Source organism: Streptomyces gardneri (genome assembly GCF_006539185.1).
Lineage (GTDB): Bacteria > Actinomycetota > Actinomycetes > Streptomycetales > Streptomycetaceae > Streptomyces > Streptomyces gardneri.
On record NZ_BJMN01000011.1, the window covers coordinates 343,253 to 367,882 of the forward strand.

19 protein-coding genes and 1 pseudogene are annotated in these 24,630 nt (G+C 72.5%); 12 read left to right on the top strand and 8 right to left on the bottom strand.

Annotation, left to right across the window (positions count from 1 at the left end; translation table 11 throughout):
- The first annotated feature begins 8 nt into the window (after nt 1–8).
- Both SGA01_RS09640 and SGA01_RS09645 read left to right on the top strand, forming a co-directional pair.
- Nucleotides 9–1,751, top strand: a complete 1,743-nt coding sequence (locus SGA01_RS09640; RefSeq protein ID WP_141295288.1) for a pyruvate dehydrogenase — start codon at nt 9–11, stop codon at nt 1,749–1,751.
- An 83-nt stretch (nt 1,752–1,834) separates the two neighbouring features.
- Nucleotides 1,835–2,239, top strand: coding sequence for an ATP-binding protein (locus SGA01_RS09645; protein ID WP_055640764.1), 405 nt, complete (start codon nt 1,835–1,837; stop codon nt 2,237–2,239).
- Nucleotides 2,240–2,276: 37 nt separating this feature from the next.
- Here the strand turns inward: SGA01_RS09645 and SGA01_RS09650 are convergent, their stop codons facing one another.
- Both SGA01_RS09650 and SGA01_RS09655 read right to left on the bottom strand, forming a co-directional pair.
- Nucleotides 2,277–3,398: a DUF2637 domain-containing protein gene (locus SGA01_RS09650; RefSeq protein WP_141295291.1), complete on the bottom strand. Its 1,122-nt coding sequence runs from the start codon at nt 3,396–3,398 to the stop codon at nt 2,277–2,279.
- Between the two features lie 204 nt (nt 3,399–3,602).
- Nucleotides 3,603–4,478: a (2Fe-2S)-binding protein gene (locus SGA01_RS09655; protein ID WP_141295294.1), complete on the bottom strand. Its 876-nt coding sequence runs from the start codon at nt 4,476–4,478 to the stop codon at nt 3,603–3,605.
- Nucleotides 4,479–4,680: 202 nt separating this feature from the next.
- On the opposite strand from SGA01_RS09655, the gene SGA01_RS09660 reads away from it, so the two are divergent.
- From SGA01_RS09660 to SGA01_RS09675, 4 genes are all read left to right on the top strand, one after another.
- Nucleotides 4,681–5,451, top strand: a complete 771-nt coding sequence (locus tag SGA01_RS09660) for a GntR family transcriptional regulator (RefSeq protein ID WP_141295297.1) — start codon at nt 4,681–4,683, stop codon at nt 5,449–5,451.
- A 65-nt stretch (nt 5,452–5,516) separates the two neighbouring features.
- Nucleotides 5,517–7,157, top strand: coding sequence for a WD40 repeat domain-containing protein (locus SGA01_RS09665; RefSeq protein ID WP_141295300.1), 1,641 nt, complete (start codon nt 5,517–5,519; stop codon nt 7,155–7,157).
- Between the two features lie 61 nt (nt 7,158–7,218).
- Nucleotides 7,219–8,070 (top strand): DUF6042 family protein, encoded by an 852-nt coding sequence (locus SGA01_RS09670; RefSeq protein ID WP_141295303.1) that lies wholly within the window; start codon nt 7,219–7,221, stop codon nt 8,068–8,070.
- Between the two features lie 131 nt (nt 8,071–8,201).
- Nucleotides 8,202–9,314, top strand: coding sequence for an ABC transporter substrate-binding protein (locus SGA01_RS09675; protein WP_141295306.1), 1,113 nt, complete (start codon nt 8,202–8,204; stop codon nt 9,312–9,314).
- A 168-nt stretch (nt 9,315–9,482) separates the two neighbouring features.
- On the opposite strand, the gene SGA01_RS09680 is transcribed toward SGA01_RS09675, so the two are convergent.
- Together SGA01_RS09680 and SGA01_RS09685 are read right to left on the bottom strand one after the other, a co-directional pair.
- Nucleotides 9,483–10,271, bottom strand: coding sequence for a hypothetical protein (locus SGA01_RS09680; RefSeq protein WP_141295309.1), 789 nt, complete (start codon nt 10,269–10,271; stop codon nt 9,483–9,485).
- Between the two features lie 330 nt (nt 10,272–10,601).
- Nucleotides 10,602–12,299 carry a PucR family transcriptional regulator gene (locus tag SGA01_RS09685; protein ID WP_141295312.1) on the bottom strand — a complete coding sequence of 566 codons (1,698 nt, stop codon included), beginning with the start codon at nt 12,297–12,299 and terminating at the stop codon, nt 10,602–10,604.
- A gap of 298 nt (nt 12,300–12,597) precedes the next feature.
- On the opposite strand from SGA01_RS09685, the gene SGA01_RS09690 reads away from it, so the two are divergent.
- The 5 genes from SGA01_RS09690 (at nt 12,598) to SGA01_RS09710 (ending at nt 19,427) form a co-directional block, all read left to right on the top strand.
- On the top strand, nt 12,598–13,488 hold the full coding sequence (locus SGA01_RS09690) for an FAD binding domain-containing protein (protein ID WP_055640757.1): 891 nt from the start codon (nt 12,598–12,600) through the stop codon (nt 13,486–13,488).
- A gap of 2 nt (nt 13,489–13,490) precedes the next feature.
- Nucleotides 13,491–14,087: a (2Fe-2S)-binding protein gene (locus tag SGA01_RS09695; RefSeq protein WP_055640756.1), complete on the top strand. Its 597-nt coding sequence runs from the start codon at nt 13,491–13,493 to the stop codon at nt 14,085–14,087.
- Nucleotides 14,088–14,089: 2 nt separating this feature from the next.
- Nucleotides 14,090–16,477, top strand: coding sequence for a xanthine dehydrogenase family protein molybdopterin-binding subunit (locus tag SGA01_RS09700; RefSeq protein WP_055640755.1), 2,388 nt, complete (start codon nt 14,090–14,092; stop codon nt 16,475–16,477).
- 299 nt (nt 16,478–16,776) lie between these two features.
- Nucleotides 16,777–18,249 (top strand): NCS2 family permease, encoded by a 1,473-nt coding sequence (locus SGA01_RS09705; RefSeq protein WP_141295315.1) that lies wholly within the window; start codon nt 16,777–16,779, stop codon nt 18,247–18,249.
- A gap of 41 nt (nt 18,250–18,290) precedes the next feature.
- On the top strand, nt 18,291–19,427 hold the full coding sequence (locus tag SGA01_RS09710) for an XdhC family protein (RefSeq protein WP_055640753.1): 1,137 nt from the start codon (nt 18,291–18,293) through the stop codon (nt 19,425–19,427).
- 63 nt (nt 19,428–19,490) lie between these two features.
- Here the strand turns inward: SGA01_RS09710 and SGA01_RS09715 are convergent, their stop codons facing one another.
- Both SGA01_RS09715 and SGA01_RS09720 read right to left on the bottom strand, forming a co-directional pair.
- Nucleotides 19,491–20,801 (bottom strand): ROK family transcriptional regulator, encoded by a 1,311-nt coding sequence (locus SGA01_RS09715; protein WP_141295318.1) that lies wholly within the window; start codon nt 20,799–20,801, stop codon nt 19,491–19,493.
- 54 nt (nt 20,802–20,855) lie between these two features.
- Nucleotides 20,856–21,461 (bottom strand): TetR/AcrR family transcriptional regulator, encoded by a 606-nt coding sequence (locus SGA01_RS09720; RefSeq protein ID WP_079037360.1) that lies wholly within the window; start codon nt 21,459–21,461, stop codon nt 20,856–20,858.
- 185 nt (nt 21,462–21,646) lie between these two features.
- Between SGA01_RS09720 and SGA01_RS09725 the strand changes: the two genes are divergently transcribed.
- On the top strand, nt 21,647–22,801 hold the full coding sequence (locus SGA01_RS09725) for an acyl-CoA dehydrogenase family protein (RefSeq protein WP_141295321.1): 1,155 nt from the start codon (nt 21,647–21,649) through the stop codon (nt 22,799–22,801).
- Between the two features lie 79 nt (nt 22,802–22,880).
- Here the strand turns inward: SGA01_RS09725 and SGA01_RS41835 are convergent, their stop codons facing one another.
- Nucleotides 22,881–23,852 (bottom strand): serine/threonine-protein kinase, encoded by a 972-nt coding sequence (locus SGA01_RS41835; protein ID WP_371866014.1) that lies wholly within the window; start codon nt 23,850–23,852, stop codon nt 22,881–22,883.
- Nucleotides 23,832–24,425: pseudogene (locus tag SGA01_RS41840) on the bottom strand (SPFH domain-containing protein); the annotation flags it as partial. The gene SGA01_RS41835 and the pseudogene SGA01_RS41840, both read right to left, overlap by 21 nt.
- Nucleotides 24,426–24,630: the final 205 nt, after the last annotated feature.

Below are 24,630 nucleotides of genomic sequence, written 5' to 3' on the forward strand. Positions count from 1 at the left end.
ATGGAGCCATGGCCAAACAGAACGTCGCAGAACAGTTCGTCGACATCCTCGTGCGCGCGGGCGTGAAGCGTCTGTACGGCGTCGTCGGTGACAGCCTGAACCCGGTCGTCGACGCCATCCGCCGCACCCCCGCGCTCGACTGGGTCCAGGTGCGGCACGAGGAGGTGGCCGCCTTCGCCGCCGGTGCCGAGGCCCAGATCACCGGCAGCCTCGCCGCCTGCGCGGGCTCCTGCGGCCCCGGCAACCTGCACCTCATCAACGGCCTGTACGACGCCCACCGTTCCATGGCCCCGGTCCTGGCCCTCGCCTCGCACATCCCGTCCAGCGAGATCGGCCTCGGCTACTTCCAGGAGACCCATCCCGACCAGCTCTTCCGCGAGTGCAGCCACTACAGCGAGCTCATCTCCAACCCGAAGCAGATGCCCCGGCTGCTCCAGACGGCGATCCAGCACGCCGTCGGCCGCAGCGGCGTCAGCGTGGTCTCGCTGCCCGGCGACATCGCCTCCCTGCCGGCCCCCGACAAGGCCGTGGAGACCGCGCTCGTCACCTCCCGCCCCACCGTCCGCCCGGGTGACGAGGAGATCGACGCGCTCGTCCGGATGATCGACGCGGCCGACCGGGTGACGCTCTTCTGCGGCAGCGGCACGGCGGGCGCGCACGCCGAGGTGATGCAGTTCGCCGAGCGGATCAAGGCACCGGTCGGCCACGCCCTGCGCGGAAAGGAATGGATTCAGTACGACAATCCCTTTGACGTCGGGATGAGTGGGCTGCTCGGCTACGGCGCCGCCTACGAGGCCACCCACGAGTGCGACCTGCTGATCCTGCTCGGCACGGACTTCCCGTACAACGCCTTCCTGCCCGACGACGTGAAGATCGTCCAGGTGGACGTCCGGCCCGAGCACCTCGGCCGGCGCTCCCGGCTCGACCTCGCCATCTGGGGGGACGTCCGGGAGACCCTGCGCTGCGTCGTCCCGCGCGTCCGGGCCAAGACGGACCGCCGCTTCCTCGACAAGATGCTCAAGAAGCACGCCGACGCGCTCGAAGGCGTCGTGAAGGCGTACACGCGCAAGGTCGAGAAGCACGTGCCGATCCATCCCGAGTACGTCGCCTCCGTCATCGACGAACTGGCCGACGGAGACGCCGTGTTCACCGTCGACACCGGTATGTGCAACGTCTGGGCGGCCCGCTACCTCTCGCCCAACGGACGGCGCAGGATCATCGGTTCGTTCAGCCACGGCTCGATGGCGAACGCGCTGCCGCAGGCCATCGGCGCGCAGTTCACCGACCGGAACCGGCAGGTCGTGTCGCTCTCCGGCGACGGCGGATTCTCCATGCTCATGGGCGACTTCCTCACCCTCGTCCAGTACGACCTCCCGGTGAAGGTCGTCGTCTTCAACAACTCCTCGCTCGGCATGGTCGAGTTGGAGATGCTGGTCGCCGGACTCCCTTCGTACGGGACGACGAACAAGAACCCGGACTTCGCGGCCATCGCGCGAGCCGCCGGGGCCTACGGCGTCCGCGTCGAGAAGCCGAAGCAGCTCGCGGGCGCCCTCAAGGACGCCTTCAAGCACCGGGGCCCGGCCCTCGTGGACGTCGTCACCGACCCCAACGCCCTCTCCATCCCGCCCAAGATCAGCAGCGAGATGGTCACCGGCTTCGCCCTCTCCGCCAGCAAGATCGTCCTGGACGGCGGCGTGGGCCGCATGCTCCAGATGGCCCGCTCCAACCTGCGCAACGTCCCCCGGCTCTGAGTCCCCCGGCTCCGAGGGAATGCGGGCGGTCTCGTGGGGCATGCATCCCCGTGAGCCTGTTCGACGACGTGTGGGTGGGGGTTATGGCCGGGGAGGCACGACAGCCGACTCAACTGCTCAGGAAGGTGGGATGCGCGGATCTCACCGCGGTGCCGGAGGTGCGACATGCCTTGCGTGAAATGCTGCGGAAGTGGGGCGGACCGGGCGCCTCCGACGTGGCCGAACTGCTCACCAGCGAGCTGGTGACCAATGCCCTGGTCCACACCGAGCACGGGGCCGTCGTGACCGCGACGGTCGTCCCCGAGCAGCTGAGGGTCGAGGTCCGAGACTTCGTCCCGGGGCTCGACCGGCCGCACGTACCGCCCGCCGACGACGGTACGAACGGCAGGGGACTCGTCCTCGTCCAGGCGCTGGCCGACTCCTGGGGGGTCGAGGAGCACGGGGTGGGCAAAGTGGTGTGGTTCGAACTGAACGGCGGGGCCGCCTGAGAGGCGACCCCGCCGGTTTCCGTGTGTTCCCCGTGGTTCAGCCGAACTGCTGCTCCAGGTCCTTGAGCTTGCGCTCCAGGGAATCGAGCCGGGGCAGCGTCTGGGTGTCGTCCTCGGCGGTGAGGTCCACCGTCCGGGAGTCTCCCGCGCGGGGCTCAGCGCCCCTTACGGCTTGCAGGGAGGGCCGGGGTCGAAGCGGCAGTTGTCCCGGATCCGCTATGGCGGGCTCCGCGACGGCGGCCTGCACGGTCGTCGTCGCGGAGCCGGAGCCCGCACCCGATCCGGAACCCGAGCCCGTACCGGCGCCCCCCGCGGCGCCCAGCGCCGCCATCTCGACCTGCCGGGCGTCGCCGCCGCGGCCGAGCCCGAAGGCGCGGTGCTGGCGGTTGATGGCCTTGAGCCGTGCCCGGTCGAGCTTGACCTGGTCGCGCCGGCGGATGCGGTTCTGCTCCTTCTCCCGCCGGTCCTCGCGCACCTCGTCGACCGCCTCGTCCAGCGTCCGTACGTTCTCCAGGAGCATCAGCGACCAGGCCGCGAAGGTCTCCCGGGGTGCGCGCAGCCACCGGACGATCCGGATCTGCGGCAGCGGGCGGGGCACCAGGCCCTGCTCGCGGAGCGCGGCCCGGCGGGTCTGCTTCAGCGCCCGGTCGAAGAGGACCGCCGCCGAGAGGGACATGCCGGCGAAGAACTGCGGCGCTCCGTCGTGGCCGAGACCGCGCGGGGCGTGGACCCAGTTGAACCAGGCGGCCGCTCCGGCGAACAGCCAGACGAGGAGCCGCGAGCCGAGCGCCGCGTCGCCGTGGCTGGCCTCGCGGACGGCGAGGACCGAACAGAACATGGCGGCGCCGTCGAGGCCGAAGGGGACGAGGTACTCCCAGCCGCCGGAGAGATTGAGGTTCTGCCGGCCGAAGCCGACGAGTCCGTGGAAGGAGAGCGCGGCCGCGACGGCGGCGCAGCAGAAGAGCAGGACGTAGGAAGCCGTTCCGTACACCGCCTCCTTGCGTCTGCGGCGCTCCTCGCTGCGTTCCCAGGAGTCCTCGGCCGCGGCCTGGTCACCGGCGCGCTTCCCGCGCGCGAGCACCGCCACCGCCGTCAGGACCCCGGCCACCATCACGCCGCCCGGAAGCAGCCAGTCCAGCGATATGTCGGTCAGTCTCATGCGGTGTCCCTTGCATCGCAGTAGGGCGTTTGGCGGCCCATACTGGCCGACCCCGTGCGGCGCTCAAGCGTTTTCGGGGCAAGAGCACGCCATCGGGGTCCCAGGGCATACGAATAGGTGCGATCTGGTCGAACACCCTTGCAGGGGGAGGGGGTTGAGTTCGATTCACGCCACCCGTCCGGGTGGCGTAATCACTCGGGAGCCTCAGGCGGTCGCGGCCAGGCGACGGACGCGCTCCGTGTCGCAGGTGCGCGGGCAGGTGAGGCAGGTGTCCTCGGGGCGCAGCGTGTAGAAGAAGCAGCAGGTCGCCCGGTCGCGGGTGGCGCGCGGGGCGCCGTCGGGACCCTCGGAGCCGGTGAGCTCGCGGAAGCCCGCCGAGCCGGCGTACGGCTTGTGCTGCTTGCGGGTGACGGTGGTGCCCGGCAGGAGCAGGTCGAGCTCGGCCATCGCCCGCTCCTCCTCGCCGAGCAGGGCGCCGATGTACCAGAGGCCCTCGACGATCTCGTCCGTGGCCATCCCCCACAGGGCCCGGCGGCCGCGCTTCATCCGGGGGCCGAAGCCGCCGAGGATCGACTCGAAGTGCTCGGCGAGCGAGGCGCGCACCTCGGTCCGCAGCGCCTCCTCGTCGGCGACGACACGGGCGCCGGGCAGGCCGGCCGCCGGGTCGCCGGGCAGGCAGGCGAACTCCTCGACGCGGACGGCCATGCGGCCGAGCGCGCGCTGGAACGACACGTTCGCGGCGGGCAGTCGGGGCACCCGACGGTGCAGGAACCAGGGGACGGTGACGAGGAGGCAGGCGGGCCAGGCGTAGCGGTGCAGTCCGAAGCTCGCGACGACGTCGGGGCGGGCCTGGGTGCCGTAGTCGCGCAACACCTGGGCGTTGTCCCAGGCGAGGAAGGCGTCGAGGGCGGATCCGCCGGCCGCGAGCTCCTCGGCGCCGACCCAGCCCGCGCCGCGCGGCAGCCGTTCGTCCCCGGCCGATTCCTCTATCCGCAGGCCGGAGAAGACCTCCGCGAGCCGGGCGTAGGAAGCCGCGACGGGGGAGGTGGGGGGTGCGGACAGCAGTGCGGGGACGGTCATGCGGACCACCGAATCGCGATCGTTAGCAGGTAAGCCTTACCTTACCCGAATCTCGATCGCCTCTCACCACCGCACGGACCTCGGTCTCCCACGGGTCACGGATCGGCCCCCCGTGCCCCAAATGTCGGTCCGTTCGCCTATGGTGCACAGGGGACCCGGGTAACGCGAGCCGGGCCCGGCACGAGGCCGCAGGAGGACCCGGGTGGAGCAGGGCGCAGCGCGCGAGCGGGCGACGGAGAGGCCGTATTCGCCCTTCGGCGACGCCGTACGCGTACCGGAACAGGCCCGTGGCGAGCACACCCACGGCGAACCGGCGGCACCACCGCGCGAGGCCGCCCCGGCCCCGCGCGTCGTCCAGCGGCACTCCGTCCGCGATCAGATCCTCGAAGCCCTGCGCACCGCCCTCGTCGGCGGCGAGCTCGTCCCCGGCGAGGTGTACTCCGGCCCCGCCCTCGCCGAGCGCTTCGGTGTCTCGGCCACCCCCGTCCGCGAAGCCATGCAGCGCCTCGCCGTAGAAGGGGCCGTCGAGGTCGTCCCGAACCGCGGCTTCCGCGTCACCGAGCGCACCCCGCGCGAACTCGCCGAGCTCGCCGAGGTCCGCGCGCTCATCGAGGTCCCCGTCATGCTGCGGCTCGCCCGCACGGTCCCGGCCGCCCGCTGGACCGAGCTCCGCCCGCTCGCCGAGGCGACCGCGACGGCCGCCGCCCGCGGCGACCGCGCCCACTACGCCGAGACGGACCGCGCCTTCCACCGGGCGGTCCTCTCCCTCGCCGGGAACGTCCAGCTGCTGGCCGTCGCCGACGACCTCCACCGGCGCTCCCAGTGGCCGCTGATCAGCGCGCCCGCCTTCCGCCACGGCGAGCTCGTCGCCGACGCCGCCGAGCACACGGCCCTGCTCGACGCCCTGATCGCCCAGGACCTGCCGGTCGTCCAGTCGCTCGTACGGGAGCACTTCGCCGGATCGGAGTACTGAGCGCTCCGGAGCACTAAGGTCGTTGACGTCAGACCGCCCGCACCGCATCGCCCGTGAGGTGTCCCATGCCGTCCGCGAGCCCACCCCCGGCATGGGAGGGACGCCGAGCCGTCACCGGTACGGAAGCCGAGGCCGCGGCCCTGCTCGGCTGGCTCACCGACCCGGAGGCGCCCCGGCTCTGCCTCGTCACCGGGGCCCCCGGCAGCGGCAAGACGGCCCTCCTCGACTGGCTCGCCGCACACGGCCCGCGCGCCGGCGGCCGGCGCCGCCGCACGCCCCGGGTGCTCGTCCCGCTCGCGGGGCAGAGCGCACTCGGCGCGACCTGGACCATCGCCGACCTGCTCGGGGTGGTCGCCAGGTCCCCGGACGAACTCGTCCACGCCCTCGCCACCAGCGAGGCACGGCCCTCGGGCCGGGCCGTCCTCCTCCTCGCGGACCTCCACGCCGCCGCCGAACCCGCCGCCCTCACCGAACTCATCGGTGAACTCGCCGGAGTGGGCCGGGTCCGGCTCGTCGTCGAGGCCCGGACCGGCAGCCCGGCGCCCGACACCCTCCGCGCCGCACGCCGCGCGACGGTCGTCGACCTGGACGGCGAGCCCGCCCCCGACGACGGCACGCGCGCGGAGCCCCCGCGCCCGCTGCCGGACCTCTCCGACCCCCTCGCCGTGTGCGCCGCCGATCCGCTGCTCGTCACCACGGCATACGTCACCGGAACCGGTGACGGCTTCGGCGAGGCCGGAATTGACGACCACGGCGGACTCAGGACCGCCTGGCTGCGCGCCGGACAGTCGCTCTGCCGCGCACAGAAACCGGCGGAGCGCGCGCTGGTGCTCCTCGCCGCGCTCGGCGACGGTGCCGACCCCCGGCTGCGGCCCGCCCTTGCCGAGCTCGCCGAAGGCGCCGCCTGGCGGCTCCGCTGGGCCCGCAACCGCGGCGACCTGACGCCGCCCTGGCCGGGACCCGTCGCCGTACTCGGCGCCGCGGGCGGCCCCTTGGAGGGCACGCTGCTCGTCGGCGACCGCACCGGCACCGTCCGCCTGCTCCACGAGGCCGACGCGAGCTCCGCCGGACGCCTCCCGCACACCGTCCCCGGCCGGGTCACGGCACTCGCGCCCGCCCCCGACGGCACGGTGCTGCTCCTGGACGACCGGGGCAGGCTGCACTCCGTCCGGGGGACGGTGCCCAGGGCCCCGTACCTGGAGCGGCTCACCGAGGCCGTCTCGAAGACCCTGGCCCGCCACCCCGGCACGGCCCTCGCGGCGATCGCGGGCTCGGTCGTCGTGGGGGACCGGCTCGGCTCCGTGCACGCCTTCGGCCTCACGGGGCTGCACCAGGCGGCCTCGCACAGCGGCCGCGTCACCGCGGTCGCCGCCGTCGACTCCGAGACCCCGTTCGTGTGCTCCGGCGGCGCCGACGGGACCGTACGGCTCTGGACGCCGGGCCGCGACCCGCGCCCCGAACCGCTGGCGGAGCGCCGCTCCCCGGTGGTCTCCCTGCACGCGACCGAGACGCCGTACGGCCCCCTGGTCGCCGCGGCCTGGGCCGACGGCCTCGTCGAACTCCACCGCCCGGAAGGCGGCGCGACGCTCTCCTTCCGCCCGGGTCCGCCGGTCCGCGCGGTCGCGGTCACCGGCGCGGGCGCGCTGCTCGTCGGCACGGACGAGAGCCTGGTGTGCCTCGTACCGCGGTCCCACCTCGGAGGGTGACCTCGGAGGGCTCGCGACGGTTGAGCGGGTGAGTATGCCGCTGACATGTGGGAGGGCGACCGTGACGGTTGATCGGGACACCAGGGACGGCAGGGCCGGTGGGGGTGGCGGGGGCGACATCTCGGTGCACGACGACTGGTTCACCAGCGGGTGGATGCACGTGCTGCCGAGGCACCAGGCCCTCTTCATGTGCCTGGTACTGAGCACGGCCGCGTCGCGGCCGGTGACCGGGACGCTCGACGAGGTCGTGCGGGAGCTGTTCGACGATGCGTTCGGCGCCTTCCTGCGGGGACTGGGGGAGGACCTGGACTCGCCGGTGCTCTGGCTCGAGCCCGAGGACCTCGACCATGCGGAGGGCAAGGGGGCGGAAGCCCGGATCCGGGCGGAGGCGGCGGCCCGGCGGGAGGCGTCCGAAGGCGCCCTGCGGGCCGGGGGATTCCCCGTGCCGGCGACGATCCGCGACCTCGTCGGCACGATGCTGGCGCTGGGCATCGCCCACACGGTCGAGGGCCGATGGACCATGCCGAAGCGGCTGCCGCTCCCCGAGGAGATCCTCGAACTCCCGGAAGACCTGCGGGAGATCCTCCGGAAGCTACGGCGCAGCGACGCCGTCGCACCCTGGAAGCACGCCCTGGTCCGGTACCTCGACGAAGGCCTCGGCCGCCCCGAGGAGGTCTTCACGACACCGGGACGCCTGGCCGGGGCCGTACGCCTGAGTACCGACGAACTCCGGTCCGCAATCGACTACTTGGTGGAGGACGAGCACGTCCGCCTCTACCGGGGAATCCCCCGCGTCCCGGTCGCCTCGGCACGGGACCTCCAGGACCACCAGCGCTTCCACCTCGTACCGGACTGGCAGCGGTACGCCGAGGACCACGTGTTCGTCGTACGTCACGACCAGGCGGACCACTAGGCACGCGCCCGCTCCCCGGGGCATCCTGCCGAGCCCAATGAGAACGTCCTGCCCGCCCGCGTCTCCGCGAGCGCGTAATTCGTTTGCCCGTCGGCGAGGGCGGTGGTTCCAATGACGGAATGATCACCCGGGTGAACACGTCGACATCGCCGTCCGGAGCGGAGACCGCGGAGGGGGTGCCCGTCCGTCTGGGGGCTCTCGTCCCGCTGTCGCGGCCCGGGTGGGTCGGGGCGGGGCGGCATCTGCTCGCGGGGCTCGAGCTGGCCGTCCGTGAGGTCAACGACAGCGGTGGGATCGGCGGCAGGCCGCTGGAGTTGGTGGTCCGGGACACCGCGGCCGATCCCGAGCGGGCCGCCGCGGCCGTCGACGAACTGGCCGGTCTCGGCGTGGCCGCCGTGGTGGGCGAGTACCACAGCGTCGTCGCCCGCGCCGTCGCCGCCAGGGCCGACGCCCTCGGCGTGCCGTACCTCTGCTCGTCCGCCGTGCTCGACGCGCTCACCGAGGAGCCGACGGAGTGGGTCGCGCGGCTGGCGCCGGCCCAGTCCCACGGCTGGCGGACCTACGCTGACTTCCTCCTCGGCGCGGGCCGGCGGCGGATCGCCGTGGTGACCCAGCCGAGCGTCTACTGGGCGACGGGGACCCGCGTCCTGCGGGACCACGTCGCTCCCCACGGCGGCAGCGTCGTCGAACTCGACGCGAACGGGCTCACTCCCGAGGCCCTGTGCGACGCCCTCGTCGACCACGGCGCGACGGCGCTCCTCCTGCTGGTCGGCCATGCGGAGCCCGCGGTGCCGATCGTGCGGGCCGTCCGGAGCGACCCGCGACTCGCGGAGCTCCTCATCGGCGCTCCGGCGGGACAGCCGGAGTTCGCGGAGTGGGCCGAACTGCTGGGCCGGGACGGCGCCGGGATCCCCTTCCTGCGCTACCTGCCCGAACGCCCCGGTCCGCTCGGCGAACACGTGGGGAAGGAGCTCGGCGAGCGGCTGGGCGAAGAGCCCTCCTTCGTCGCCTTCGAGGGCTGGGACACCGTCACGGTCCTCGCCGAGGCGCTCCGCGCCCACGGCACGGACCGGTCGGCCGTCGCCGGCGCGTGGCCGCACCTGGCGGTCGAGGGCACCCGAGGGCCGATCCGCTTCTCCCGCACCCCGGGCATCGGCGTGTGGCAGTGGACGTGGCCCCCGGTCCAGGTGGCCGACCGGGACCCGGCGGACCCCGATCGCTTCCGGATCCTCCGCACCGGCTGAGCGGGCGCGGCGTCCGAAGCCGTTCGACGCGGCCCCTGGGCCTGCGGACGCGGGGCGATGTGCCCCCGGCCCGCGGGTGCGAAGCGATGTGCCCTCCGGCCCGTGGGTGCGGAGGGCACATCGCATCAGAGCTCGCGGAACGTCACCTTGGCGTTATCGTCGGCGATTTCAGGTCACCGTGCGAGGTGTCAGCTGAGCCGACAGCCAGGTCGGTACGCCGCCGAGGAGGCGGAAGAGGCGTCTCGCCTCCGCGCGCAGCCGGCCCGCCTCCGGCTCCGTCTCCGTGTCGGCGAGGGCGGTGAGGGCCGGGGCCGTGCCGACCAGGTAGCCCAACTCCTCGCGGATCCGCAGCGATTCCGCGAATCCGTGCCGTGCCTCCGCCAACTCGCCTTCGCGTAAGGCGAGTCCGGCGAGATGGCGCCAGGTGGAGGAGAGGAGCAGCGAGTCCCCCTGGTCCACCGCCCCCGCGTGCGCCCTGCTGTACGCGGCGCGGGCCGCCTGTGGGGAGTCGCCGAGGTTCTGCGCGATGAGACCGCGCCGGAAGTCCAGCAGGGGTCGTCCTCCGGCCGAGGGCCCGATGAGGGCCGCTGCCCGGCCCAGGGCCATCCGGGCCTCGTCGGCCCGGTCGCGTACCCCGAGAAGCGTGGACGCGTAGGCGAGATAGCCGCGTTCGCAGGCCGCGGCCCCGCGCTCCTCGTCGGTGCGGGCGACCGCTTCGGCCGCCCGGAGCGCCTCCTCGGCGTCGGCCCAGCCCTGTTCGGTGTAGAGGCAGCGCTCGATCAGCAGGGCCGCCCGTTCGAGCGCGGCGGCCGGTTCGGTCGCGTACGGAGCGAGCAGTGCCGCCGCGTCCGTCCAACAACCTCGGGAGCGGAGCCGCCATATGGCGGTCTCCACGGGAGTCTCCTTGCCGTAGGCGAGGGACGGATCTTCGCCACCCCTTGATTCGGAACCAGACATGGCGGTATCCGCCACATTGCCCTCCCCGAGCGCGCCATTGAGCTGTTGAGTAGACCCGCATCTCAGCACGAATGCAGCACCTGGCCAAGGGGTCAGGTGAAAGAATTCACAAGAGTCCGGCGGGTGCGGAGGCCACCCTCCGGGCAGTGGCCGACAGCCCGTCAGATCGCCGTCGGGCCCGGGATCAGGCCGTGGCGGGGCCCGTCGGCAACTCCGGCCGACAGGCCGCCACCAGCCCGGATGTCACTCCCCTGGACTCCACCGAAAGAGTGAATCCGGGCACGGCGGACACCCCCGATCCGTGCCCGATTCCTTCCGGTCCGTCCCCGATCAGCTCATCCGGAGCGCCAGGAAGAAGTCGAGCTTGTCCTCCAGACGGGAGAGGTCGCGGCCCGTGAGCTGCTCGATCCGGCCCACCCGGTAGCGCAGCGTGTTCACGTGCAGGTGCAGCCGAGTGGCGCAGCGCGTCCATGAGCCGTCGCAGTCGAGGAACGCCTCCAGGGTCGGGATGAGCTCCGCGCGGTGGCGCCGGTCGTAGTCGCGCAGCGGGTCGAGCAGCCGGGCCGTGAAGGCGCGGCGGACGTCGTCCGGGACGAACGGCAGCAGCAGGACGTGCGAGGCCAGCTCGTGGTGGCCCGCGGCGCAGACCCGGCCCGGACGGGCCGCGGCGACCCGGCGGGCGTGCCGGGCCTCCTCCAGGGCCCCGCGCAGGCCCTCCGCCGAGTGCACGGCCGCGCTGACGCCGAGCGTGAGCCGCCCGTCGTCCGCGAGGCCGGAGGAGAGCGGGGCGCGTACGGCGGCGAGCAGGGCGTCCGCGTGGAGCCCGAGCGCCGTCGCCTGGCCCTCGTCCTCGCTGTCCGGCAGCGGCGCGGAGGCCAGCGGGACCAGCGCGATCGCCTCGTCGCCGCTGTGCGCGACGGCGATCCGGTCCGCGGACTCGGCCCCGACGGTCGCCGGGTCGACGAGGATCTCCTCCAGGAGTGCCTGGGCGACCGGGCCGCCGTCCACGGGCGTGCCCTGGCCGGCTTCCTGCTCCCAGTCGACGCGGGCCACGACGACCTGCCAGTGCGGGGCCGTGCCGAGCCCGGGCAGCAGCACCGGGGCCGCGACCCGCAGGCGGGCCGCGATCTCGGCGGGCGCGGCGCCCGTCTGCACCAGCTCCAGGACCTCCTGGGCGAGCCGGCGGCGTACCGTACGGGCCGCGTCGCGCCGGTCGCGCTCGACGGCGATCAGCTGGGTGACGCCCTGGAGCAGGTCCAGGCGCGCGGCGGGCCAGTCCCCGGCGTCCGCCTCGACGGCGAGCAGCCAGTCCGACAGGACCGTCTCGCGCACGTCACGGGAGGCGGGGGCGGGGCCCCGCCCGGTGTTCCGGATCGGGAACAGCGAGTACGTGACTCCGGCGAGGCTCAGCCGGTGCGGGCCGCGCCGCCCGGTCCGGGTCGCGGCCAGGTGCTCGCCCGCCAGGGTCGCCGCGAGGCCGCTCTCGAGGGGCTCGCCGGCGCCCGCGATCTGGCGCCCGGTGGGGGAGAGGACCCAGGCCCGCAGGTCCAGGTCGGAGCCGAGCAGGTCGAGGACGACCTCGGGGCCGCCGCCCGCGGGGCCGGAGGTCATGAGCCGCCGGTGCCGGTCGACGACGGCCGCCAGGTCGCCCGCCCGCTCGCCGGAGACCTGTCGAACAACATGCTCGGTGATCGTCGCGAACGCAACGGATTCGTTCACCGCGAAGAGCGGCAGCCGATGGCGTGAACACGCCTGTACGAGATCGTCGGGGATGTCGCCGAGCTCCGCCTCGCCCGCCGCCAGGGCGGCCACCCCGGCCGAGGCCAGGATCCGGACGAAGGGCTCCGCGTCGGACGGGTCCGCCCGCCAGGCGAGGCCGGTGAGCACCAGCTCGCCGCCGGAAAGGTACCGGCTGGGATCCTTGAGGTCCGTCGTCATCACGCCGCGGACCGTGCGGTCCAGCTCGTCCTCGCCGCCGAGCAGGCGCAGCCCCAGCGCGTCGTTCTCCAGCAGTGCGCGCAGCCGCATCGTGTCGCCGCCGTTCCTTCGAGTGGGTGTCGCGTTGTCGACGGTGGCGTGGTGCCACCGTTTCCAGGGGAAAACAGAGAGGTTCCCGTTTCCCACCTTTCGTTCGAATCTACAAGACGACGACGGGAGCCAGCCAACTCCTTCATGTTTTCGGTGACTGCACCCGGGCGAAGGTGGGCTTGTGTACTAGGCCACACACCGCGTTAACACCACATGAACATGAAGTCGAGGGCCGGCCGTCCCCCCGGGCCCACTCCGTTCGACCCCCGATCACCAGAATCACTAGAAGAGAGCCACCATGGACTTCCTTCGCCCCGCCAGCTGGGAGGAGGCGCTCGCCGCCAAGGCCGAGCACCCCACGGCCGTGCCCATTGCGGGTGGCACCGACATCATGGTCGAGATCAACTTCGACCACCGGCGCCCCGAGTACCTCCTGGACCTGAACCGTATCGAGCTGCTGCGCGAGTGGGAGGTCGGGGAGGAGAACGTCCGCCTCGGCGCGTCCGTTCCGTACACCCAGATCATGGAGAACCTGCGGACCGAGCTTCCGGGTCTGGCGCTCGCCTCCCACACGGTCGCCTCCCCGCAGATCCGCAACCGCGGCGGCGTCGGGGGCAACCTCGGCACCGCCTCGCCCGCCGGCGACGCCCACCCGGCCCTGCTCGCCGCGGGCGCCGAGGTCGAGGTCGAGTCGGTCCGCGGCAGCCGGTTCATCCCGATCGACGAGTTCTACACGGGCGTGAAGCGCAACGCGCTCCAGCCCGACGAGCTCATCAAGACCGTCCACATCAAGAAGGCGGACGGCCCCCAGCAGTACTCCAAGGTCGGCACCCGCAACGCGATGGTCATCGCCGTCTGCGCCTTCGGCCTGGCCCTGCACCCGGAGACCCGGACGGTGCGCACCGGCATCGGCTCCGCCGCGCCGACCCCGATCCGTGCCAAGGAGGCCGAGGCCTTCCTGAACGCGGCTCTGGAGGAAGGCGGCTTCTGGGACAACGGCAAGATCATCACCCCGTCGGTCGCCAAGCAGTTCGCCGATCTCTGCTCGGCCGCCGCCAACCCGATCGACGACGTCCGAGGCACCGCCAAGTACCGGCGCCACGCCGTCGGCATCATGGCCCGCCGCCAGCTCGGCTGGACCTGGGAGCAGTACCGCGGAAGCGGCCGCACGCTTGAGGGAGCTGCATAACCATGCGCGTCAATTTCACGGTCAACGGCCGTCCCCAGGAAGCCGACGACGTCTGGGAGGGCGAGTCCCTCCTCTACGTCCTGCGTGAGCGGATGGGCCTCCCCGGCTCCAAGAACGCCTGTGAGCAGGGCGAGTGCGGTTCCTGCACCGTCCGCCTCGACGGCGTGCCGGTCTGTTCCTGCCTCGTCGCCGCCGGCCAGGTCGAGGGCCGCGAGGTCGTCACGGTCGAGGGCCTCGCCGAGTTCGCCAAGGACCGTGCGGAGCACGCCGGTTGCGCCGCCGGCACCTGCGGCACCTCGCTCGACGCCGCCAAGAAGTGGGAAGCGAAGCCCGGTCAGGACTCGCAGACCGGCGAGGGTGTCGAACTCTCCCCGATCCAGCAGGCGTTCATCGACGCCGGCGCCGTCCAGTGCGGCTTCTGCACCCCCGGTCTGCTGGTCGCGGCCGACGAGATGCTGGAGCGCAACCCGTCCCCTACGGACGCGGACATCCGCGAGGCGCTCTCCGGCAACCTCTGCCGCTGCACCGGTTACGAGAAGATCCTCGACGCGGTCCGCCTCGCGGCCGCTCGCCAGGAGCGTCAGGGAGAGGCGGTCTGATCATGGCTGGCACCACCACGGGTATCCCCCGCGACGTCACCCAGAACCACGTCAAGGGCGGCATCGGCGAGTCCACCCTCCGCCCCGACGGCACGCTCAAGGTCACCGGCGAGTTCGCCTACTCCTCGGACATGTGGCACGAGGACATGCTGTGGGGCCAGATCCTGCGCTCCACCGTCGCGCACGCCGAGATCGTGTCCATCGACACCGCCGAGGCCCTCGCGATGGACGGCGTCTACGCCGTCCTGACCCACGAGGACCTGCCGGCCGCGAAGAACTACGGCATGGAGTTCCAGGACACCCCGGTCCTCGCCTACGGCAAGGTCCGTCACCACGGTGAGCCGGTCGTCCTCGTGGCCGCCGACCACCCGGAGACCGCCCGCCGCGCCGCCGCCAAGGTCGTCATCGAGTACCGGGAGCTCCCGGTCATCACGGACGAGGCCTCGGCCACCGCTCCGGACGCGATCCTGGTCCACGAGAACCGCGACGACCACCACTCCGGTCACGTCCCGCACCCGAACATCGTGCACCGCCAGCCGATCATCCGCGGCAACGCCGACGAGGCCGCCAAGCGCGCCGACGTCATCGTCAAGGGCGAGTACACCTTCGGCATGCAGGACCAGGCCTTCCTCGGCCCCGAGTCCGGCCTCGCCGTACCGGCCGAGGACGGTGGCGTCGACCTGTACGTCGCCACCCAGTGGCTGCACTCGGACCTCAAGCAGATCGCCCCCTGCCTCGGCCTGCCCGAGGAGAAGGTCCGCATGACGATGGCCGGCGTCGGCGGCGCCTTCGGTGGGCGCGAGGACATCTCCATGCAGATCCTCGCCTCCATCCTCGCGCTGCGCACCGGCAAGCCGGTCAAGATGGTCTACAACCGGTACGAGTCCTTCTTCGGGCACGTCCACCGTCACCCGGCGAAGCTCTACTACGAGCACGGCGCCACCAAGGACGGCAAGCTCACGCACATGAAGTGCAAGATCGTGCTCGACGGCGGCGCCTACGCGTCGTCCACGGCGTCGGTCGTCGGCAACGCCTCCTCCCTCTCGGTCGGCCCGTACGTCATCGAGGACGTCGAGATCGAGGCGATCGGCCTCTACACCAACAACCCGCCCTGCGGCGCCATGCGCGGCTTCGGCGCGGTCCAGGCCTGCTTCGCCTACGAGGCGCAGATGGACAAGCTCGCGGCCAAGCTGGGCATGGACCCGGTGGAGCTGCGCCAGCTCAACGCCATGGAGCAGGGCACGATCATGCCGACCGGCCAGGTCGTCGACTCGCCGGCCCCGGTCGCCGAGCTGCTCCGTATCGTCAAGGCCCGCCCGATGCCGCCGGAGCGCCAGTGGGAGACCGCCGGCGAGGGCGCGGACGTCCGCGCACTGCCGGGCGGCCTGTCCAACACCTCGCATGGCGAGGGTGTCGTGCGAGGCGTCGGCTACGCCGTCGGCATCAAGAACGTCGGCTTCTCCGAGGGCTTCGACGACTACTCGACCGCCAAGATCCGCATCGAGGTCATCAACGGCGAGGCCGTCGCCACGGTCCACACCGCCATGGCGGAGGTCGGCCAGGGTGGTGTCACCATCCACGCGCAGATCGCCCGTACCGAGCTCGGCGTCCAGCAGGTCACCATCCACCCCGCCGACACACAGGTGGGCTCGGCCGGTTCGACCTCCGCGGGCCGCCAGACGTACATGACCGGCGGCGCCATCAAGAACTCCTGCGCGATCGTCCGCGAGAAGGTCCTGGAGATCGGCCGGCGCAAGTTCGGCTCGTACCACCCGGCCTGGGCCAACGCCGAACTCCTCCTGGAGGGCGGCAAGGTCGTCACCGACGGCGGCGAGGCCCTCGCGACCATCGCGGACGTCCTCGAGGACCAGGCCGTGGAGGTCGAGGAGGAGTGGAGGCACCGTCCCACCCAGGCCTTCGACCTCGTCACCGGCCAGGGCGACGGACACGTCCAGTACGCCTTCGCCGCGCACCGCGCGGTGGTGGAGGTCGACACCGAGCTCGGCCTGGTCAAGGTCATCGAACTGGCCTGCGCCCAGGACGTCGGCAAGGCGCTCAACCCGCTCTCCGTGATCGGCCAGATCCAGGGTGGCACCACCCAGGGCCTGGGCGTCGCGGTGATGGAGGAGATCATCGTCGACCCGAAGACCGCGAAGGTCAGGAACCCCTCCTTCACGGACTACCTGATCCCGACCATCCTCGACACGCCGACCATCCCGGTCGACTACCTCGAGCTGGCCGACCCCAACGCGCCGTACGGCGTCCGGGGCATCGGCGAGGCCCCGACCCTCTCGTCCACCCCGGCCGTCCTCGCGGCGATCCGGGCGGCGACGGGCCTGGAGCTCAACAAGACGCCGGTCCGCCCCGAGGCGCTCACCGGCACCCTCTAGGACTCTCCGGGCGGTGCGTGCCTCCCAGGAACGTCACACTTCCACCGCCCGCACCGCCCGGAGCAACCCCTCAGCACCACCCCGCAGTACCCGCGTCACCCCGCAGTACCAGCGTCATCCCCGCAGTACCCGCGTCACCCCCCCCCGCAGTACCAGCAGGACCGATTCATCCCGTTCGCCTCGGGCCGTCCCCCGGGTCGTGCAGCCCACGCAGCATCCCAAATCCCGCAGCTTCAACCAGATCAGAATCCCTTCGAAGTCTGATGCGGGTGCCCCTTTGAACCTTGGGAGTAGGCCCCATGACCCAGTCGTCTGTGGAGCCCAAGACCGCTTCGGAGGACGCGGGCTCCGGCTCCAACGTCCCCGCCGGCCGCTCTTGGCTCGACCGGTACTTTCACATCTCGGAGAGAGGATCCACCGTCGCGACGGAGATCCGCGGCGGCGTCACCACCTTCATGGCGATGGCGTACATTCTCCTGCTCAACCCGATCCTCCTCGGAGGCCCGGACGTCGAGAAGAACGTCCTCGGGTCCTCCGCCGTCATCACGGCGACCGCCCTCGCGGCGGCGGTGACCACCCTGCTGATGGGCTTCATCGGCAAGGTCCCGCTGGTCCTCGCGGCCGGTCTCAGTGTCTCCGGTGTGCTCGCCACCCAGGTCGTGCCCCAGATGACCTGGCCCCAGGCCATGGCCATGTGCGTCGTCTACGGTCTGGTGATCTGCCTTCTGGTGGTCACCGGTCTCCGCGAGATGATCATGAACGCGATCCCCCTCGCGCTCAAGCACGGCATCACCATCGGCATCGGCCTCTTCATCGCGCTGATCGGCTTCAACAAGGCCGGCTTCGTCGGCGCCGGCCCGCAGTTCGGCCCGCCCATCACCATGGGATCCGGCGGTGAACTCGTCGGCTGGCCCGTCCTGATCTTCGCGGTCACCCTCCTCGCGATCTTCGCCCTCCAGGCCCGCAAGATCCCGGGCGCGATCCTCATCGGCATCGTCGCCGGCACCGTGATCTCGCTGATCGTCAACGCGGTCGCCGACGTCCCGGCCAAGGGTCCGGGCGCCTGGGCCAACGGCGCGCCGGAGCTCAAGGGCAGCGCGGTCTCGGCTCCCGACTTCTCGCTCTTCGGCGACGTCGACTTCGGCGGCTGGGGCGACGTCGGCTACATCACGGTCGGCGTGATCGTCTTCACCCTGGTCCTCGCCGGCTTCTTCGACGCCATGGCCACCATCATCGGCGTCGGCACCGAGGCCAACCTGGCCGACGACAAGGGCCGCATGCCGGGCCTGTCCAAGGCGCTGTTCATCGACGGCGCGGGCGGCGCGATCGGCGGCGTCTCCGGCGCCTCCGGCCAGACCGTGTTCGTGGAGTCCGCCACCGGCGTCGGCGAGGGTGCCCGTACCGGCTTCTCCTCCGTCATCACCGGCCTGTTCTTCGCGGCCTGCCTCTTCTTCACGCCGCTCACCCAGATCGTGCCCCGCGAGGTCGGCTCCGCCGCCCTGGTCGTCATCGGCGCGATGATGATGATGAACGCCAAGCACGTGAACTGGGGCGACAGCTCCGTCGCCATCCCGGTCTTCCTGACTGTCGTGCTGATGCCGTTCACCTACAGCATCACCCCGGGTGTCGCCGCCGGCGTCATCGCCTACACCGTCATCAAGGTGGCGCAGGGGAAGGCCCGCGAGGTCGGCGCGTTCATGTGGTGCCTGACCGCGATCTTCATCGTGTTCTTCGCGCTTCACCCGATCGAGAGCTGGCTGGGCGTCAGCTGACGTCGTACCGTCGCCCTCCGCACACACCCAAGGAGACCGAAATGCTGGACATCGCCGAAGAGCTTCACCGGTGGGTCGAGCAGGGACGCGCGTTCGCCGTCGCCACCGTGGTGGCCGTCGGCGGCAGCGCGCCCCGGCAGCCCGGAGCCGCCCTCGCCGTCGACAGCGAAGGCACGGCGATCGGCTCGGTCTCCGGAGGGTGTGTGGAGGGCGCGGTCTACGAGCTGTGTCAGCAGGCCCTCGAAGACGGCAGGACCGTCGTCGAGCGCTTCGGCTACAGCGACGAGGACGCCTTCGCGGTCGGCCTGACCTGCGGCGGCATCATCGACATCCTCGTCACCCCGGTGAGCGGCGGGGTCTTCCCCGCCGCTCTCGCGGCCGCGGCCACGGGGGAGGCGGCGGCCGTGGCCCGGATCGTCTCGGGCCCCGACGACCTGATGGGCAAGGCCCTCCTGGTCTACCCCGACGGCTCGTACGAGGGAAAGCTCGGGGGCCACCCCGAACTGGACCGCACCGCGGCGGGCGAGGCCCGCGCGATGCTCGACGCGGGCCGCACCGGCACCGTGGAGATCGGCGAGGACGGCAGCCGCTGCGGACAGCCGCTGACCCTCCTGGTCGAGTCCTCCGTACCCGCCCCCCGCATGATCGTCTTCGGTGCCATCGACTTCGCCGCCGCCCTCGTGCGCGTCGGCAAGTTCCTCGGCTACCACGTCACCGTCTGCGACGCGCGGCCCGTCTTCGCGACGCCGGCCCGCTTCCCCGACGCAGACGAGATCGTCGTCGAGTGGCCCCACCGCTACCTGGAGTCGACGGAGGTCGACGGCCGTACCGTGCTGTGCGTCCTCACCCACGACGCCAAGTTCGACGTGCCGCTCATCAAGGCCGCCCTGAAGCTTCCCGTCGCCTACATCGGCGCGATGGGCTCCCGCCGCACCCACGAGGACCGCAACAAGCGCCTGCGCGAGGTCGGCGTCACCGAGCTCGAACTCACCAGGCTGCGCTCCCCGATAGGCCTCGACCTCGGCGCCCGTACGCCGGAGGAGACCGCCCTGTCCATCGGCGCGGAGATCGTCGCCAACCGCCGCGGCGGCACCGGCGTCTCCCTCACCGGCGCCCACACCCCGATCCACCACGACGGCCCCCGGGCGCCGGACGGCCGCATAGGGTCCGTCGCCTAGGGACTTTCCGGACAGGCCATGAAGGCGCCTGTCCGGTCCCGACGGTTGCGCGCCGGGGCGCGGTCAGCGCGCCTCCCGCCCCCGTACGGTCGGGGCCCAGGCCGGCTCCTCCTCGGTGGGGTCCGGTTCGGCGCGCCGCCCGCCCCGGGCGAAGAAGTCCGCGAGCGGCAGGATTGCCGCGCCGACCGTCACCGCGTCGGGGCCGAGCGTCCCCATCGCGATGTCGACCCGCGCCGCCGGGTACGCGAGCGCGTACTCCATCGCGTGGCCCTTGACCGTCTCCAGGAAGCGGGCGCCCAGCTGGAGGCCCGCCCAGCCGCCGACGAGGATCCGCTCGGGCTGGAAGAGATTGATCAGATCGGCGAAGCCGGCGCCCAGGTACTCGGCCGTCTCCTCCAGGACGCCCACCGCCGCCGCGTCGGGCGTCCGCCCCGCGTCGGCGGGGTAGGCGGCCGCCAGCATCGCCGTCAGCGCCGTCTCCTCGTCCGCCCCGGCCGGGACGGCCCCGCCCGCCTCCCGCCACCGGTCGACGAGCGCGCCCGCGCCCGCGTACGCCTCCAGGCAGCCCCGGGAACCGCAGCGGCAGCGGCGCCCCCGGACCCGTACCGTCAGGTGACCCCATTCGAGCGCCCGGCCGGGACCCAGCGGGTCCGTGACGACACAGGCGCCGACGCCCGAGCCGAAGAGCGTGACCACGGCGCTCCGCGCCCCCCGCCCGGCCCCGAACCACATCTCCGCCTGGCCGAGCGTCTTGGCGCCGTTGTCGATCCGGTACGGGACCGAGGCCGGCAGCTCCACGGCCTCGCGCAGCAGCCGCTCCAGCGGGACGGCGTCCCAGCCGATGGTCTGCCCGTGCACGACGGCGCCGTCCTCGGCGGTACGGGCCACGATGCCGGGGACGCCGACCCCGACGCCGAGGAGCCGCTCGGGGGGTACCTCCGCCGTCCGCAGCACCTCCGCGACGGCGTCGCGGACGAGACCGACGACGAGCCCGACCTCGTACCGCTCGTGCGGCTGGGCGCTCTCGACCGCCAACGGGCGTTCCGCGCGGGCCAGTTCGGTGAGCGTGAGGTCGAACAGCTCGACCCTGACCCGGGTTTCGCCGACGTCGACGCCGATCATGCAGCCGCTGCCGGGAGTGACCCGCAGGAGGATGCGGGGCCGCCCGCCGGCCGAGTCGACGCTGCCGGCCTCCTCCACGAGCCCCTCCGCGACGAGTTCGGCGACCACGTTGCTGACCGAGCCCGAGCTCAGTCCGGTCGCCGGCCCCAGCGAGAAGCGGCTCATCGGCCCGTCGAAGTACAGACGGTGAAGAACGGCGGTGCGGTTCTCGCGCCGCAGGTCACGTACCGTGCGGCCGTTCCGCGTGGTCACTGGGCCCCCTGATGAAGTAGTCCGGCCGAAGCCGAAACATACCGTCCTCGCGCCTCAGGTCCTTCGCAGGCCGCTGAGCAGCAGCTCCGCCAGCTGCTCGTACGCCTCCGCGTCGGCCAGACCGGTGGCCGCGGCCACCTGGCGTCGCTGGATGCGGACCATCACCGAGGAGATCACGTCCGCCGCGAAGGTCACGTGCACTTCGCGGAAGACACCCGCGCGCACGCCCTCCTCGATGAGCTGCTGGACCCGGCCGGCCGCCGCGCGCGTGTTGCGCTCGTAGACCTCGGCCGCCGGCTCGAAGGCGGCGACGTCGTCGAAGAACTGCGGCGAGACCGGTGCCAGCTCGGCCGAGACGGCGCGCAGATAGGCCGCCAGCCGCTCGGCGGGGTCGGTCGCGGCGGCGAGGACCGCCTCGACCCGGGCCGTGGCCCGTCGGAAGAAGTGCACGACCGCTGCCCGGACGAGCTGCTCCTTGCTGCCGGCCAGGCCATACAGCGTGCGCTTCGAACAGCGCAGACGGGCGGCCAGGTCGTCGAGGGTCAGGCGGGCGAAGCCCTCGCCGACGAGCAGCGCGACGAGCTCCTCGAAGAGGGCGGAGCGGCGCGCCGCCCCGCGGCCCGTCAGCTTCGGGGCGTCGGCGGAGGTGGTCTCGATCACTCGGCCAGTATTCCAGGCCGACCCTCGCCGGGGCCTTGAGCCCTGGTGAGGAGAGTCGGTGGCGGGGTCGGCGGAGGGTGCGGTGAGGGGTCCGGCGAGGGGGTTACGTGCAGACCCGCCTGCGCTACGCTAAGCGGTACTGCAGTACCTGCCCCAGTACCACTTTGCGCGCCGCTGGAGTCGCCATGGATGTCGACCGCCTGCTTCCCACCCCCGAAGCGGCGGACCTCATCGCCCTCACCCGGGAGATCGCCGACAAGGAGCTCTCTCCCCGGGTGAACGAGCACGAGGCCGCCGAGACCTATCCCGAAGGTCTCTTCACCACCCTCGGCCAGGCCGGGCTCCTCGGCCTCGCCTACCCCGAGGAGTACGGCGGCGGAGGCCAGCCGTACGAGGTCTACCTCCAGGTCCTGGAGGAGCTCGCCGCCCGCTGGGCGGCCGTCGCCGTCGCCACCAGCGTCCACACGCTGGCCTGCCACCCCCTCCACACCTTCGGCACCGCCGAGCAGAAGGAGCGCTGGCTGCCCGCGATGCTGGAGGGCCGCTCCATCGGCGGCTACAGCCTCTCCGAACCGCAGGCCGGCTCGGACGCGGCCGCCCTCTCCTGCAAGGCCGAGCTCCAGGACGACGGCAGCGGCTACCGCGTGACCGGCACCAAGGCCTGGATCACCCACGGCGGCAAGGCCGACTTCTACGCCCTCTTCGCCCGCACCGCGCCCGGCAGCCGCGGCATCTCGTGCTTCCTGGCCCCCGGCGCCGCCGAAGGGCTGAGCTTCGGCCTGCCCGAGCGCAAGATGGGGCTCCAGGCGGTCCCGACCACCTCCGCGTACTGGGACGGCGCCCTCCTCGAAGCCGACCGGCGCATCGGCGACGAGGGCCAGGGCCTCCAGATCGCCTTCAGTGCCCTCGACAGCGGCCGCCTCGGCATCGCCGCCTGCGCGACGGGCCTGGCCCAGGCCGCGCTGGACGCCGCCGTCGACTACGCCAACGAGCGCACCACCTTCGGCCGCCGGATCGTCGACCACCAGGGCCTCGGCTTCCTGCTCGCCGACATGGCCGCGGCGGTCGACGCGGCCCGCGCCACCTACCTGGACGCGGCCCGCCGCCGCGACCTCGGCCGCCCCTTCAGCCGCCAGGCCAGCGCGGCCAAGCTCATCGCCACCGACACGGCCATGAAGGTCACCACGGACGCGGTCCAGGTCCTCGGCGGCTACGGCTACACCCGCGACTTCCCGGTGGAGCGCTTCATGCGCGAGGCGAAGATCATGCAGATCTTCGAGGGCACCAACCAGATCCAGCGGCTGGTCATCAGCCGGGGCCTGGCGCGGCCGGAGGAGTAGGCCGCACAGGGCCGCTCAGGCGCCCGCGTACGAGACCGACGACGGCCGCACCGCCGGTGTCACCCGGGGGCACTCCGGGTCACGCCGGCGGCGCGGCCGTCACCGTCGCGGCCTGGTGCAGGTCGACCAGCGTCCGCAGGGCGGGCGGCAGCCAGTCCGACGGGGTCCCGGTGTCGGCGCCGCCGATGCTCCGGAGGACCTCGGTGGGCGACGGGCGACCCGCGGGATCGTGGTCGAGGCAGGCGGTCGCCACGGAGGCGAGATCCGCGGGCAGCAGCCGCGCCGCACCGGCCAGGGACGTCCCCTCGGCGTGACGCGCCGCGCCGCCGGCGTGGCACAGCACCATGCCGAAGGCGTACATGTCGACGGCGGAGCTCAGCGGTGCGCCGGTCAGCTGCTCGGGGGCGAGGAACCCGCGCGTGCCCACGACGACGTCGGACTCCGTCAGCGCGGTCGCCTCCGCGCCGCGCGCGATGCCGAAGTCGATCACGCGGGGGCCGGCGGCCGAGACGAGGATGTTGCCGGGCTTGAGGTCCCGGTGGACGATGCCGCAGGCGTGGATGGCCTCCAGGGCCTCGGCGACGCCGAGAGCCAGGGCCCGGAGCGTGGGCGCGGACAGCGGACCGTGGATCCCCAGCACCTCGTGGAGGGACGGGCCGGGGATGTACTCGGTGACGAGCCACGGCCTGGTGTCCTCGGGCCCCGCGTCGACGACCGGCGCGGTGTGGAAGCCGCTCACCCTGCGGGCGGCGTCGACCTCCCGGGCGAAGCGGCGGCGGAAGGACGGATCGCTGACGAGCTCCTCCCGCACGACCTTCACGGCGACCTGCCGGGCCCCGGGGGACATGCCCAGGTAGACGGTGCCCATGCCGCCCTCGCCCAGACGGGCCGTCAGCCGGTACCGGCCGACCTGCCGGGGGTCGTCCTCGCGCAGGGGCTCGTGGGCGAACGGGGCCGCCAGAGGGGCGTACGGACGCAGCGAGGCAAGCGCCTGCGACGGGAGCCCCGGGCGCGGCGGCTGCGCGTCGTCGGCCTCGGCCTGCCGGTGGATCCGCGCCACCTCGACCTCGGCCTGCGCCCGCAGGATCGCCGACTGCTTCTCGGCCTCGGCGGCGAGGATCTGGGAGTGCCGGATGCCCTCCGCCGTGAGGATGGCGGCGCGCTTGTCGCGGTCGGCGCGCATCTGCTTCTCCATCGAGTCCTGGATGGAGGTCGACGGCTCGATCGCCTTGAGCTCGACGCGGTTGACGCGGATGCCCCACTTGCCGGTGACCTCGTCGAGAACGCCGCGCAGCGCGGCGTTGATCTCGTGCCGGGAGGCGAGGGTCCGGTCCAGGTCCATGCCGCCGACGATGTTGCGCAGGGTGGTCACGATGAGCTGTTCGATCGCCTGGATGTAGCTGGCGACCTCGTAGGTCGCGGCCCGGGCGTCGGTCACCTGGTAGTAGATGACCGTGTCGATGTTGACGACGAGGTTGTCCCGGGTGATCACCGGCTGCGGCGGGAACGGGACGACCTGCTCCCGCAGATCGATCCGGTTCCGGATCCGGTCGAAGGGCGGAAAAATCACGTTGAGTCCCGGGCGCAGCAGACGGGTGTGACGTCCGTGGCGCTCGACGACGACCACCGATCCCTCGGGCACGATCCGTACCGCCCAGGCGAGTTCCGCCAGGACGAGCGCACCGGCCACCAGCCCCAACAGCAGCATTGCGTCCAACAGTCCACTCCCCCTCGGCCTTCCCGTCTCAGCCGGCACAGTGTCGCAGAACCGGCCTGAGGGGCACAGGCGTTGGGGGAGGAGGGGTGGACGTGGGTGACGCTTCCGGCCT

Bases quoted from the DNA above. Each gene is read 5' to 3' on its own strand.
- SGA01_RS09640 (WP_141295288.1), top strand. From the start codon at position 9: ATGGCCAAACAGAACGTCGCAGAACAGTTCGTCGACATCCTCGTGCGC.
- SGA01_RS09645 (WP_055640764.1), top strand. From the start codon at position 1,835: ATGGCCGGGGAGGCACGACAGCCGACTCAACTGCTCAGGAAGGTGGGA.
- SGA01_RS09650 (WP_141295291.1), bottom strand. From the start codon at position 3,398: ATGAGACTGACCGACATATCGCTGGACTGGCTGCTTCCGGGCGGCGTG.
- SGA01_RS09655 (WP_141295294.1), bottom strand. From the start codon at position 4,478: ATGACCGTCCCCGCACTGCTGTCCGCACCCCCCACCTCCCCCGTCGCG.
- SGA01_RS09665 (WP_141295300.1), top strand. From the start codon at position 5,517: ATGCCGTCCGCGAGCCCACCCCCGGCATGGGAGGGACGCCGAGCCGTC.
- SGA01_RS09680 (WP_141295309.1), bottom strand. From the start codon at position 10,271: ATGTCTGGTTCCGAATCAAGGGGTGGCGAAGATCCGTCCCTCGCCTAC.
- SGA01_RS09685 (WP_141295312.1), bottom strand. From the start codon at position 12,299: ATGCGGCTGCGCGCACTGCTGGAGAACGACGCGCTGGGGCTGCGCCTG.
- SGA01_RS09690 (WP_055640757.1), top strand. From the start codon at position 12,598: ATGGACTTCCTTCGCCCCGCCAGCTGGGAGGAGGCGCTCGCCGCCAAG.
- SGA01_RS09695 (WP_055640756.1), top strand. From the start codon at position 13,491: ATGCGCGTCAATTTCACGGTCAACGGCCGTCCCCAGGAAGCCGACGAC.
- SGA01_RS09700 (WP_055640755.1), top strand. From the start codon at position 14,090: ATGGCTGGCACCACCACGGGTATCCCCCGCGACGTCACCCAGAACCAC.
- SGA01_RS09705 (WP_141295315.1), top strand. From the start codon at position 16,777: ATGACCCAGTCGTCTGTGGAGCCCAAGACCGCTTCGGAGGACGCGGGC.
- SGA01_RS09710 (WP_055640753.1), top strand. From the start codon at position 18,291: ATGCTGGACATCGCCGAAGAGCTTCACCGGTGGGTCGAGCAGGGACGC.
- SGA01_RS09725 (WP_141295321.1), top strand. From the start codon at position 21,647: ATGGATGTCGACCGCCTGCTTCCCACCCCCGAAGCGGCGGACCTCATC.